The sequence below is a fragment of the Paenibacillus aceris genome (assembly GCF_017874035.1).
GTDB lineage: Bacteria > Bacillota > Bacilli > Paenibacillales > NBRC-103111 > Paenibacillus_E > Paenibacillus_E aceris.
This window is the reverse complement of record NZ_JAGGKV010000008.1, coordinates 297,407-309,941: the sequence shown is the minus strand read 5'-3', so window position 1 is coordinate 309,941 and position 12,535 is coordinate 297,407. Positions and strand designations below refer to the sequence as shown.

The window sequence follows — 12,535 nt, the reverse complement described above, 5'->3', positions numbered from 1 at the left end:
GGAGGAAACGAGCGGAAACAAACGCAAATTAACGTAATTCTAAGGTTACTGTTTCTTACACTGGTAACTCTCCGGAATTAGGGGGTCAAACCGCTTGTTGGCCCAAAGGGCTATTATCGGTATAATAGCGCCCTGTCGTACCCTAAACGGCCAGGGAGCCGGTTCCGCGTTTTATGCGTCGCTTGTACCTTGTACCTCCCCAAAAAAAATTCTCATCTCAATCGACGTACCGACTTGTCATCATTTAAAGTGGTTATTGCAGAGGGAGGCGAGCGTCTTGAATCTATACTTTCGGGATAATTTCTTTAGTGCAGGTAGGACAGATATTTTGAACGATAAGGAAGAGAAAGTCGGACATCTGGATTTGAAAAGTGCTTTTAGTTCTGCGATCGATGTGTATGGGCTAAATAGCAAGCTGCTATACAAAGGAGGCTTTCCGTTTTTCTCAGGCAAATGGGTGATTACGGATGCCGATGGGGGAAGGATCGGCGTGTTGAGAAGCAGATTTGCGTTATTTACCAAGAAATTCACCTATGAAACCGAAGGAAGAGACAGTTATGAGATCGTATCTCCGGCATTTTCTAAAGAATATGAGATTTCTGATGAATCCGGCACGCGAGTAGCCCGTTTCGAACAAATTAACGGCTGGTTTTCCTCAGGTGCTTTTACACTGAATAATCAATGCAGCAAATTGGATATTTACGAACTTGTGGCGGTCATCATGGGAATGCATGCGATACAAAAACAGAACGCAGCGGCGAATAACGCAACCCATTAATGGTTTCCCTCTAAAATTCGCTTTCCAACCCATATAAAAAGACTGTTATCACCAGAATAAGAATGGTGATAGCAGTCTTTTTATGCTTTTTTGCAAATGACATCAGGCGAATCCTATGGGTAACGCATCCATTTTGATAAAGTGAATCTGTAACGATCCGAAAAATACTTTTCCTTGATTGTAACGAAGTTCACATTTGTATCCATATGTACGGGAAATGGACTGCAGCTCTTTAAAACCAGGAAGCTTTGTAACCAACGAAGTAATTTGTGCAATGACGTGATTGGGCAGTTTGGTGAACATCCTTGTGTTGATGCCGTCGACGACGGATATAAAGCTGGGAAAAGCAGGTTGGTTGATATGTGAAAGAGTGAGGCTGTCGTGGGCAATTTCTAATATTTCCTTGTTCAGACAATTAAGGTTGATGGTGATATTTTTGTAAAAATAGATGCCGTATCCGATTCGGTTCGCCAATGGATTCATCCGTTTTTTCCACTTCAAAATGGTTGCTTCTAAATATGTCTCCAGCTGTTCAGAAAATGTTTGCCAATGAAATAGGGATTTGAAAAATTTCTTCATAAATGATTGTTCTCCTTCGTATGCAAGTTGCCCTTGTTTTGACGTAAGCATGCTATGTATTGTTCATTTTACAACGTTAAAAATTTTTTCTTGTATTGATTCAGCGTAATATAGGGCCAAATATACCGGTAACTGTGATAGTGGGAATAAAAACTGCCGGGCAGTCCTGCACCTGTTGGGTAACGCGTCGTCCAATCATCCTTATGCAGCTGCAGAAGCAATTGCCGGACACCTTGATCTATAGCAGGCTGAGGTTCGGCATATACGGCAATGAGAGCATCCAGCGCCCAAGCGGTTTGGGAGGGAGTGCTGGCCCCTAGCGGCACATAATGCTTTAAACGATCGCTGCTGCAAGATTCGCCCCAGCCTCCGTCTTCGTTTTGGATGCTAAGGAGCCACGCGGCTGCTTTTTTCACAACGGGATGTTCGGGATCCGTTCCAACAGCCATTAGGCCAGTTAAAGCGGCCCACGTGCCATAAATGTAGCAAATTCCCCAACGGCCGTACCATGAACCATCCGCTTCTTGATTTGAAAACAACCATTCGGCGCCTCTTCGAGTGAAGGTATGGTGAAGGTCAAAGCCTGCTGTTGTCCCAAGGAATTCCAACGTTCTTCCGGTTAGATCGGCAGTGGACGGATCAATAGCAGCTGCCGAGGCGCCGTCGATAGGGAACAGGGTGAGCAGCTTGTTGGTAACCCCTTTCTCGAAAGCCGGCCATCCGCCGTCCTTGTTCTGCATGGACAACACCCAATTTAACCCGCGGTTCCACTCGTCATGATAAGCTGGATTATTCAGCGTTGTTGCACGAATGGCGCGCATAGCCGCTGTCGTATCATCCACGTCAGGGTTTATTGTATTGGATTCGGAAAAGCCCCATCCGCCTGGAACAGGATGAGATATGTGGAATCGCCAGTCTCCTAATTTGGTTTGCTGCAGGTCAAGTAAATACTGAACCGCTTTTCTCACAGAGGGATGATCCGGAGAAGCCCCGGCTTGCTGTATCGCTGTGGCAAGCAGAGCTGTATCCCAGATCGTGGATGGTGAGTTTTGGAGGTGAACCGTTCCATCTATGTTCCATAACATGGACGTAAGTCCGTTCAGCGCAGCAGCAATCGTAGGGTGATCCTTCTCATATCCAAGCGAAGATAGTGCCATAATCATGAGAAGTGTGCTCGTTGAATAGCTGTAAAGCGTTCCATCCGCTTCAATTCGCTCAAGCATATAGGTTTCCGCTGCTTGAACAGCGCGTTTGTGAATCTGTCCAGGCAGGCTTGTTAACTGTTTGACACCACTATGAAGCTCATTTAGCAGCTGCTGAAAGCCGCGGATCAAATCAGGTTCATCCGTGACCGGACGGATTTGAGACGGGGAAATCTCATTTTCGCTTTGTGACAAATCCGATAAATCCGGTGTCGCGGCATTTTTCCTGACAAATTTGAGGTCGGCCATAATCAGAATAGGCGCAAAGTGGACACGGGCGAAACCAGAGAACTCAAAAAAACTGATGGGCGAAGTGGGAGGCATCAAAAGAAATTCTAGCGGAATCATCAGCGTGGCAGGCCAGGAATATTGCCCCGCGATCGCTAGAAATACTTTCGTCAGCACGGTTTTCACCTGTGTAAGCCCGCCTTTCGATGAGATGAAGCGTGCTGCTTTTTTCATCGTTTCGTCTGATTTTCGGCTGTATCCTGAATAGAGAAGCGCAAAGTAAGCATTCACGGTAGCGTCCAGATTGCCATCCGTTTCATCACGATACACTTTCCACGCGCCATTCGCTTCCTGCTGGGCTGCGATGCGATCATGGAGTTGTTTGACCAATGCTTCTTGGGGAAGCTCTAATGTCCGAAGGACGATGATCAGATAGGCATCGGTTAACAAGCTATTTTCAAAGCAAAATCGCCATGAACCGTCTTTCTCCTGTCGTTCTACGAGCATGTCGGTCATTCGGCGAATTTCCTCATTCACTTCGTTCCCAATAGGCATACGCATTCCTCCTGCCGCTTCCATACAAAAATAGATGAATCTATACATGATATGAACTTCGCATCTTTTTAAGTTAAAAATTCCATTCTACGTCAAAGTAAACAGCAAAAACCGCCAGCTTCACACTGACGGTTGTAACATAGGCATGTAAATTAGCTGTGATAGGGGGGAGTGATGTCATAGGGATGAAGAGGCGTTTTCGGCACAAGCAGACATCCGATGATATAGATAAGTACGACGGTTCCAAAGCTGCACAAAGCGGCGATAACGACTATTAAACGGATAAGCGTAGCGTTAATGCCAAGCCACTCTGCTAGTCCTCCGCAAAGGCCTGTTAACTTGCTGTCTGTTCTCGAACGGAATAGTTTATTCATGGGGTATGGCTCCTCTCAATTTTTGCAAATTTGAATGATTTGACCTTGTTTCGTTCTCATGTCTTTATTTTAGCTTCTGCAAGGTTTTGCGAAAACGGACCTGTGACGGTTTTTGAAGCCGGACTAAAGGCGGGGAAGCAGCACAACTTAAGGCAAGGGAGGAGCCAAATCATAAAAACCCCGCAATTTTGGATAATCGCAGGGTTTCGGTCGGCATGGCGGTTAAGAGATTAGATAGTTAAGCTGGCGAATATAGGGGCGAAGTTCCGGTATGATGTCGAGGTAGGAGACGAATACCCGGATGAGCGTTGGATTCGGAAGTTGGCGTTCGCACTCCTCATTTAACATCGTCGAAACCTTTAGCAGTTCCTCACGTACTTCGTCCGGCTTCGACAGCTCTCTGATCTTCACGTTCATCAGCTCAAACAGCTGTCGAACCGTCGTTTGGCGGGCAGGCGTATCGCTTGGATTCAAATAGTTGAAGTGCGTATTGCTCTCATCGATAACAGGCTTCGGTGAGGTGCGAATAAAATCGTCGATCAAAGCATCCAATCGGTCGACGATAAAGGCCGCCAACTCGGACATCGGCAATGCAATCACTTTCTGTTGGACGTAAGTCAAATATTCGACATGAATCCCCCGGAAAATGGCGACGACATCCCAAATGTAGGGCTCAATCTGCTTCCCGTACGTTTCGATCAGCAGTTCGCGGCGCCAAGTATGCAGCGCGTTCTTCTTACGTTTCCATGCAGCGATGAACTGGTCGTTTGTCGTAATGGGCAGCTCTCTGAAATCGATCATGAACAAATGATTCTCTACGGTATATTGCAGTTGGAATTCGATCTTCCGCCGAAGTTTCTCTTTCGAAGACAGGTTGAGCTGAGCACCGACACGATCCAGTGCTGCAGCTTGATCTAACAGTGTCTGATGGCAAGCAACGAATGCAGCCGTGAATAATTCTTCTTTGGTAGCAAAAAATTTATAGATGCTGGCTTTGGCCATACCGCAAGCCTCGGCGATATCCTGCATGGAAGCGGCACTATATCCCTTAATCCGGAACAGTTCGATGGCTGTATCCAGAATTTTATTTTTTTTCGAATCTACCATCGTAATCCCTCCCTCCATATCTTGACATGAGACAAGGGCAACGTCAATGTTACTCATTGACGCAAAAACTAACGAGTTCTATAATGAACTCATTGGTTTTATACTTCTACTTCGATAAAAGGAGGTGGCCGAAACCTGGCCTTAATGAGTTTTTCGAGGCTAGGCACAGGCAATGACATGAAAATCGCTGAAGGCATTGATATGTTGGAATTAAATTTGGGACCCATGACGATAAACCCGACGATCCTGTATGATAATGAATCGTGGGTGTTGATCGACACAGGCATGCCGGGGTCCGCTCCTGCAATTATGGAATTGGCGAAGGAAGCTGGTGTTGGGGGAATCCCGCTGCGCTCCATTATTCTGACGCATCAGGATATTGATCATATTGGAGGACTGCCGGCATTTCTAGCGGTCCAAGATGAAACACCGGTCGTCTACGCTCATGAAGACGACAAAGACGTTATTAACGGAAAACAGCCGATGATCAAAGTGACGCCGGAAAGATTGACCTCTTTGCTAGGGCAGCTTCCGGAAGTGACACGCAACCAGTTCGAGCAGACTTTCCTCTTTCCGTCACATCCAAATGTGGAGTGCACAATTGCGGATGGGGAGACATTGCCGATTGCAGGAGGTTTGACAGTCATTCATACCCCGGGTCATACGCCAGGTCATATTTGCTTATATCATCAGCGGAGCAAAACTTTGATTGCCGGTGACGCTATGGTCGCCGAGAATGGCGAATTGAAAGGCCCAAGACCTGCTGTCACACCGGATATGTCGGAGGCATTAAGGTCATTGAAGAAATTAAGCCCTTTCGATATCGAGACCGTTATTTGCTATCATGGCGGACGAATTCAAGGTGATATGAATAAACGCATTGCTGAACTGGCTGAACAGTCGTGATACGCTTCATTGTCACACTTGCTTTAGCGTTAGTTGGGGGTCTGTTGTTCACTGTTATTCATTCCCCCTTGCCCTGGCTTCTGGGGCCGATGGTTTTAGCCTTCTTGGGTGCCCGGTTTCTGAAAAAGGTAAAGCCGTTTTGGCCCAGCTATTTGCGTGATACAGCACTAATCATCATCGGCTACTCCATTGGTTTGTCCTTCACGATGGGAACACTGAAAGAGATGGGACAGCAACTGCCCAGCATGATCTTGATGACGGTTCTGCTGCTGCTATTCAGCGCACTAATCGCTGTCTGCGTTTCAAAGTTGTCGGGCTTGCCGCTGCCAACCGTATTGATGGGGAGTATCCCTGGCGGACTGTCACAAATGATCATCCTCGCAGAGGATACGGAAGGTATCGATCTGACGGTGATGACGTTTCTGCAGGTGTCACGGTTAATGATGATTATTTTCTGCGTCCCGCTGCTCGTGTTTAGTCCGTTGTTTGGCGGCGACAGATCGGCCATAACGGAAAGCGCAGAAGTGAGTGCTTATTGGAGCGATTTGTTTCCAAATATTTTCCTGTTCGCTTTTGTCTGTGTAGCATTCGCGTTGCTGGCTAAGAAAATCCGTTTCCCTTCCGCTTATTTGCTTGGGCCAATGATCGTTACGGCCATTCTTCATCTGTCAGGGGTGTCTGGGCCGGCTCTTCCATCGAGCCTGCTACAATTTTCGCAACTGCTAATAGGTACTTACGTCGGATTACTGCTTCGCCCGGAGAGTCTAACGCACAAAGTGCGAATTATTGGCTTGGCGATTGTTAGCGGCATGGTGCTGATCTTGGGCTCGTTAGGTTTAAGCGCGATGCTTTCCCATATGCATGGCGTATCCGCGGCGACAGCCTTCTTGGCCATGGCGCCTGGAGGGATGGATCAGATGGGGATCATGGCCAAGGAGGTTCAAGCCGACATAGCGACAGTCAGCTGCTATCAATTATTTCGCACTTGGTTTATTTTCTTTGCAGTGCCACCGCTTCTGAAGCTTGCCTTTAAATATTTGATTCCTGGAGCGAAAGCAGGGAAGAAGATGGCAGAAGGAAATTAAAGAGGAACCATGTACAAAAGGATTGAGCCGCACTTTTTCTGTCAAGACTAGTTCGTATGACTTGTTGAAGGCAGATGAGTGAACAATATGAAAGATATTACTTTTAAAGCTATGGCAATCACGAATGAAATCGATCTGAACAAAATCGCCATTCACTGCGGCATTCCCAAAAAATACACCTGGGAACAGCCTTTAATCTTAAGGGGCGATATTTTAAATTCGATTCTTCAGAAAGACACAAACGCGCTGCAACAAGTGATGGTGTTTTCTTTCGGCAGCGTTGTTTTTGTTAATCACACGCATTTGGATGAGATAACTGTCTTTTTGAAATTCATCCAGACCTTCGAACCTGATATTGATCTCCAGCCTCCGGACAAATATATGGACGATTACAGTCTTCATATCGAAGAAATTGAGAGCATGGAGTTGACGGATAAGTATGTGGTCGTATCGGAGTTCGAATTCTTTTATCCGGAATTAATCTCCACAGTCCTTGCCAAATCGGTCGCTCTTGAAAAGATTGAGGAACATCTGGGAGAAATTCATGATGGCCTCGAAATGATGATTGAAAGACTTGAAAAAGGAAAACTTCGAGTTGGCAACAAAGAGCTGGCCAGAACGACCGCAAAAATCGTGCGCCATGAATACAACACCCTCGCCTATATCATGATTTTGGACAAACCTGATTTGACTTGGTCCAACAGTACGGCAAGTGAATTTTATGATGGGATGATGGGTTTCTTTGAACTGAATGATCGATATAAAATATTGAAAAGCAAAACGGACATTTTGTATCATATCCTAGAAGGTTTTTCGAATATCAGTCATTCCATCCGAGGGCTGTTCGTAGAATGGATCGTCGTGATTCTGATTGTGATTGAAGTGGTGTTAACCATATTACAAATCATCGGTTGGATTCCCTCTCATTAGAAAGATGAAGAGAGGAATGCGACGATAAAGAAGCTCGTGGGAAATCTTCCACGGGCTTTTTAAGCATGATCGCAGATCATAAAAACAATTATTGACAATAATTGGAATGCACCTTTAAATTGAACATATCTATGTGATAATAACATTTTGTTTATAACAAACCATATACGATTCTAGCTTTCCCGAATGAAACAAACACACGAATAAGTGTAAGGAGTAAACATGATGAAGGCGATCGTATACACCAAATACGGAGCAGCGGACGTTCTAAGCCTCAAAGAGGTTGAAAAACCGACTCCGAAGTACAATGAAGTCCTGATACATATCCATGCTGCATCTGTAAATTCATGGGACTGGGATCTCCTTAGAGGTACACCGTTCTTGGTCCGTATCGGAGGGTTTCTAAAACCGAAATACAAAATACTCGGAGCAGACGTCGCGGGAAGAGTTGAAGCAGTGGGCAAGGATGTCAAACAATTTCAGCCGGGTGACGAGGTTTTCGGTGACATTTCTGGGTGCGGCTGGGGCGGGTTTGCGGAGTATGTATGTGCTGATGAAAATGCTTTATCGCTGAAACCTGCCGGTATGGCATTTGACGAAGCGGCGGCTTTACCGCAGGCGGCAGTCTTAGCGCTGCAGGGTCTTCGATATAAAGGACGGATTCAGAAAGGAAAAAAAGTTTTAATCAATGGCGCGGGTGGAGGCGTAGGTACGTTTGCCGTTCAAATTGCCAAATGCTGCGGGGCTGAAGTAACAGGGGTCGACATCACGAGGAAACTGGATATGCTGCGATCGATTGGTGCGGACCATGTCATTGATTATACGCAAACCGATTTTATAAAAAATGGTCAGCGCTATGACCTTATCCTTGATGTTGTGGGAACTCGTTCGATTTTCGATTACAAGCGGGCATTAAATCCCAAAGGTACTTATGTCATGGTCGGAGGATCGATGGCGAGAATTTTTCAGCTTATGCTGCTGGGACCTTGGATTTCAAGAATGAGCAGTAAGAAAATGGGGATTCTTATCCACAAACCCAATAAAGAGGATTTAAATGTCATGAAAGAGCTTGTCGAGGCGGACAAAGTCGTACCTGTTATAGACCGACATTACCGGTTAACTGAAGTAGCAGAGGCGCTGCAGTATTTGGGAGATGGACATCCGCAGGGAAAAGTCATCATCAAAATTGACCGGCATGGCTCACCATGAGGTACCGCGGGAAAAAACGGGCAGCCTAAGACTTTTCTTTAGTCCGAGGCTGCCTTTTTTTATTGCACAGATTGTCATGGTCCCAACGTTTTCGCGATTTGTGGTGCCTGATGGGTGAAACTCGAAAATTCTGCGGTATGGCCTGTCTTGCTATTCACTAAGACTGTACAATACTCTCCCTTCGAAGTCTGGGTAGTAAACATAAAGGAATCCCCGGTCCATTTCATATTATTGTTGTCAGAGGTAAAGGCATAGGAACCATGAGCTTTCAAGATGGTATTCGTGGTTGTTCGCTTGGTTAAAAAGATAGCCTCGTTCTCATTAAGATGAAAATCGATCGCCTTAGAGTGCTCAATATCGACTTTGGAAATACTCCAGCCCGTGCTGCTGCGAGAGAAAGTGAACGTCGTATATCCTTGCTCACCTGAATCGCTTAAATCGGCTGTGAGGAGCGACTTCACCGTAATCGTATCTTCAGCAACGTAGCTGATCTGAGGCCTCAGGTAAGGGTCACTGCCAGAAGCTGCTATCATCTGGTTCAGATCTCCTTCACTCGGTTCCATCACGATGGAAATACGATCATTGATAATGACCCTGCGGGTTTCGTTGTCCCACTTGACTGCAGCGCCAAAAGCCTCGCTGACAAAACGAACGGGCACAACAGTCAAATCCCGGTTCAGAAGAGGGGCGATGTCCAATTCAACGGGTTTCCCGTTCACATAGGCCGTAGGCTGGTCGAGTGACAATAAAATTGTTTTATCGTCTTTAGTGACTGATATGGATCTGTTTTCCGAATGCCATTGCACCGTAAAGCCTAATGATTCAGCCAATTGCCGGAGAGGACTCAGTGCGCTGTTGTTGCGAATGATACCGTTCATCACAATACTTGGATCGCTGTTTGCGGCATTCGCGGTGGCTCCGTAGACCGGTCCTGGATGAGGCAAACCGATGATCAGAGATGAAGCTACCATAAGAGAAAATAGTTTAAGATTACGTATTGTAAGAATTGGCATGATAAAGGCTCCTTATCATTGATAATGAGGGTGACTCCAAAATATCCTATTAGTTTAGACTTATCAAGTAAGCAAAAAGTTGTGCTCATGTAAGCCAGTCTGAAAGGCTGGTGTTGAAAGTTCAAATCTGATGAGGCAAATTATTTGTGCAGAGATGCTCGCATCTAATGTAGAATAGTTTTTAACGAAAGGGTTCTATCATTCTCATTGGACAGGCTGGGGGACATTATTTTACATGGAAAAATTCAATCATAACAAATTGAAGTTATTTAAGTTCAGACAAACAAGAGGCCCATTTTATCGAAAAGGCTTCGCAATTGTGCTCTTAATGGCCAGCCTTCCCACGGCATTGCTTGCTGTAGCCACTTATTTCGTCGGGATTTCGCAAATTGAACGTGAAGTTAACCGAACACATCAACTCCGGCAGCAGTACATGGCTGAGAAGTTGAACGATCAGCTGCTGCAGCTTGAGAAAATGGTGACAATGTGGAAGTTCAATCCGATTTTTCAGAGTAAAGTTGGCGATATGACAATGGATGATTTCCAAAGTAATATTGTACAGTCGCAGGATTTGACCAAGACATTGCTGATTATGAGCAATTCAAGCCCATTGCTTCGAGAAGTACGGTTGTATTTGCCAGATAGCGAAATTTACCTATCCGCTCTCAATCCCAAATTTGTGGTGTCCATCACGAAGTCTGAGATTGATTATTTTCGCTCTTTATTCATCAAAGATATGGACCATTATTGGACGTATGCAGGTGGCTATTTATCTTTTGTACAGCTTGTGCCAGAACAAGTGCCTTATGGGTATTTGCTTGCGCAATTCGATGCGGCTGCCATTAATCAATTAATTAGTCCGGATCCCGACTTGCAGGCTACGGCGTTTATTCTGAAAGCGAATGGCGATTGGTTGGATTCGAATGAAACGCCTGAGACGGAATCGCACCCGTTTAAGTATTACTTGCGGGAAGAAGTGAACAAGCATCAAGGGAAGTCAGGCTCTTTTTTCAGCAGTTGGAAAGGGGAAAAGTATGCGGTTACATACGGATCGATTGACCGAACCGGCTGGATGTATGTCTCGGCTGAACCTATTTCGAAATTGACCCAGCCCATTGTTAATGCTTCAAGAATATTGTTGATGCTCGGTTGTATCGGTATCATCGTTGCGGTTTGTTTGTCCTGGATGGCATCCCGTAAATTGAATCAGCCCATGAATCGCCTTGTTCAATTATTCCGGTCCACAAAGAAAGATTTCCCGCAGCATGAGGTTGGCGATGAAGTCGAATTCATCGAGCGGCAATGGAAGTTTTTGAACAGTGAAAGCAAAATATTGCACGAACGTATGGAGAGTCACTTTGCAACGTTAAGGGAATTTTTTCTGTTTCAGCTGTTGAACGACCATCTTTATTTGTCAGAGGATCATCTGCGAACCCGGATGGAGCAATACGGATGGGATCTTGAAGGGAAACGGCTTGCGCTTGTGGTGATTCGGCTGCTTGGTTTTTCCAAACTACAGGGCCGATTTGCTGACGGGGATGAACAGTTGGTTACATTTGCAGCCGTCAATGTCATCCGTGAGATTGCAGACAATCAATTTGAGCAGGCAGAAGTGATCAGCGGTCAAGACTTTACGGTTAGCCTCCTGTTAATGCTGCCTGAAGATCAGACGGATAAAAAGAAGCTGCAGGAATTCAGTGAAGACGTTGTTCGATCCTTAACGACGATTCTGCAAATGAATATTCTCGTCGGGATCGCTAAGCCGACAAACCGATTGTCCGAACTGCCACAAGCTTTCCAAGAGGTGAATCAGTCATTCAGCCACCGGAACATTCAAGAATCGAATCAGATCTTGGACTTGGAACAGCTTACCATCAATGAACCTTCAATACCCTACCCATTTGCTGCCGAAAAAGAGCTGATGCGCTGCATCCGGTCAGGTGATCGCGAGGAGACAAATGACGCTCTGAACGAATTCTTGAATGAGATGACAGCCGTCATGGAGACGGAGATGGCGTTGCGATTGGGAATGAACCAATTGCTGGGTACATTGCTCAATCAAATACTTCTGGCTGGTTACAGTCCGATATCATTGTTCCGAACGGATCTATATGAGGAACTGGGCAGGCTGCGTGAGCCTCATGAAATGGCGCGTTGGTTTAGAGATAAAATCGGCGTTTACCTGAGAACTGTAGAAGAAACAGTGAATAAGACGCAAGTTCACCTCATGAAGGAAACCATTGACACGGTTGTTGGCTTACTGGAGGAAAACTATACAGAGGATGTTTCGCTCGAATGGTACGCGGAGCGTTTCGGTATTAGCATATATAAGCTCAGCGCGGGTTTTAAGGAAGTTACCGGGGTCAACTTTATCGACTACTTAACTCGTTTACGGATTAATAAGTCTAAGGAGCTACTGCTGCACTCTTCCGAAAAAGTGAATGACATCGCATTTCGTGTCGGTTACCAGCCATCATATTATTATCGCGTCTTCAAAAAGCACGAAGGTGTCACACCGACGCAATACAGGGAGATTCACAAGGGCAGTGCTTAAGGAAATTAAACAATA

The 12,535-nt window shown here is 45.6% G+C and carries 11 protein-coding genes; 6 read left to right on the top strand and 5 right to left on the bottom strand.

Translation table 11 applies throughout. The features are described from left to right. The first annotated feature begins 277 nt into the window (after positions 1-277). Positions 278-778 carry a hypothetical protein gene (locus J2Z65_RS17430; protein WP_167060278.1) on the top strand — a complete coding sequence of 167 codons (501 nt, stop codon included), beginning with the start codon at positions 278-280 and terminating at the stop codon, positions 776-778. A 102-nt stretch (positions 779-880) separates the two neighbouring features. On the opposite strand, the gene J2Z65_RS17425 is transcribed toward J2Z65_RS17430, so the two are convergent. The 4 genes from J2Z65_RS17425 to J2Z65_RS17410 all read right to left on the bottom strand — a co-directional run bounded on the left by J2Z65_RS17425 (position 881) and on the right by J2Z65_RS17410 (position 4,823). Beyond that, complete coding sequence (locus J2Z65_RS17425) at positions 881-1,357, bottom strand: hypothetical protein (protein ID WP_167060275.1); 477 nt, start codon at positions 1,355-1,357, stop codon at positions 881-883. A 68-nt stretch (positions 1,358-1,425) separates the two neighbouring features. Then, positions 1,426-3,342 carry a squalene--hopene cyclase gene (gene shc / locus J2Z65_RS17420; RefSeq protein WP_240159779.1) on the bottom strand — a complete coding sequence of 639 codons (1,917 nt, stop codon included), beginning with the start codon at positions 3,340-3,342 and terminating at the stop codon, positions 1,426-1,428. A gap of 152 nt (positions 3,343-3,494) precedes the next feature. Further along, complete coding sequence (locus J2Z65_RS17415; RefSeq protein WP_167060269.1) at positions 3,495-3,716, bottom strand: PspC domain-containing protein; 222 nt, start codon at positions 3,714-3,716, stop codon at positions 3,495-3,497. 222 nt (positions 3,717-3,938) lie between these two features. Then, positions 3,939-4,823, bottom strand: a complete 885-nt coding sequence (locus J2Z65_RS17410) for a TetR/AcrR family transcriptional regulator (protein ID WP_167060266.1) — start codon at positions 4,821-4,823, stop codon at positions 3,939-3,941. Positions 4,824-5,000: 177 nt separating this feature from the next. Between J2Z65_RS17410 and J2Z65_RS17405 the strand changes: the two genes are divergently transcribed. The 4 genes from J2Z65_RS17405 (at position 5,001) to J2Z65_RS17390 (ending at position 8,953) form a co-directional block, all read left to right on the top strand. Then, positions 5,001-5,729, top strand: a complete 729-nt coding sequence (locus tag J2Z65_RS17405; RefSeq protein WP_167060263.1) for an MBL fold metallo-hydrolase — start codon at positions 5,001-5,003, stop codon at positions 5,727-5,729. Then, the gene (locus J2Z65_RS17400) at positions 5,726-6,814 is read left to right on the top strand and encodes an AbrB family transcriptional regulator (protein WP_167060260.1); all 1,089 of its coding nucleotides are present in this window, start codon (positions 5,726-5,728) and stop codon (positions 6,812-6,814) included. Before J2Z65_RS17405 ends, J2Z65_RS17400 begins: the two co-directional genes overlap by 4 nt. 87 nt (positions 6,815-6,901) lie before the next feature. Continuing rightward, positions 6,902-7,744: an RMD1 family protein gene (locus J2Z65_RS17395; protein WP_167060382.1), complete on the top strand. Its 843-nt coding sequence runs from the start codon at positions 6,902-6,904 to the stop codon at positions 7,742-7,744. 222 nt (positions 7,745-7,966) lie between these two features. Further along, on the top strand, positions 7,967-8,953 hold the full coding sequence (locus J2Z65_RS17390) for an NAD(P)-dependent alcohol dehydrogenase (protein WP_342357347.1): 987 nt from the start codon (positions 7,967-7,969) through the stop codon (positions 8,951-8,953). A gap of 74 nt (positions 8,954-9,027) precedes the next feature. On the opposite strand, the gene J2Z65_RS17385 is transcribed toward J2Z65_RS17390, so the two are convergent. Then, positions 9,028-9,966 carry a stalk domain-containing protein gene (locus tag J2Z65_RS17385; RefSeq protein ID WP_167060257.1) on the bottom strand — a complete coding sequence of 313 codons (939 nt, stop codon included), beginning with the start codon at positions 9,964-9,966 and terminating at the stop codon, positions 9,028-9,030. Between the two features lie 235 nt (positions 9,967-10,201). Between J2Z65_RS17385 and J2Z65_RS17380 the strand changes: the two genes are divergently transcribed. Further along, positions 10,202-12,520 carry a helix-turn-helix domain-containing protein gene (locus J2Z65_RS17380; protein WP_167060254.1) on the top strand — a complete coding sequence of 773 codons (2,319 nt, stop codon included), beginning with the start codon at positions 10,202-10,204 and terminating at the stop codon, positions 12,518-12,520. Positions 12,521-12,535: the final 15 nt, after the last annotated feature.

Excerpts from the sequence above, each read along its gene's own strand:
- J2Z65_RS17395 (WP_167060382.1), top strand. The coding sequence starts at position 6,902 with ATGAAAGATATTACTTTTAAAGCTATGGCAATCACGAATGAAATCGAT.
- J2Z65_RS17410 (WP_167060266.1), bottom strand. The coding sequence starts at position 4,823 with ATGGTAGATTCGAAAAAAAATAAAATTCTGGATACAGCCATCGAACTG.
- J2Z65_RS17425 (WP_167060275.1), bottom strand. The coding sequence starts at position 1,357 with ATGAAGAAATTTTTCAAATCCCTATTTCATTGGCAAACATTTTCTGAA.
- J2Z65_RS17385 (WP_167060257.1), bottom strand. The coding sequence starts at position 9,966 with ATGCCAATTCTTACAATACGTAATCTTAAACTATTTTCTCTTATGGTA.
- shc (WP_240159779.1), bottom strand. The coding sequence starts at position 3,342 with ATGCCTATTGGGAACGAAGTGAATGAGGAAATTCGCCGAATGACCGAC.
- J2Z65_RS17390 (WP_342357347.1), top strand. The coding sequence starts at position 7,967 with ATGATGAAGGCGATCGTATACACCAAATACGGAGCAGCGGACGTTCTA.
- J2Z65_RS17415 (WP_167060269.1), bottom strand. The coding sequence starts at position 3,716 with ATGAATAAACTATTCCGTTCGAGAACAGACAGCAAGTTAACAGGCCTT.
- J2Z65_RS17380 (WP_167060254.1), top strand. The coding sequence starts at position 10,202 with ATGGAAAAATTCAATCATAACAAATTGAAGTTATTTAAGTTCAGACAA.
- J2Z65_RS17405 (WP_167060263.1), top strand. The coding sequence starts at position 5,001 with ATGAAAATCGCTGAAGGCATTGATATGTTGGAATTAAATTTGGGACCC.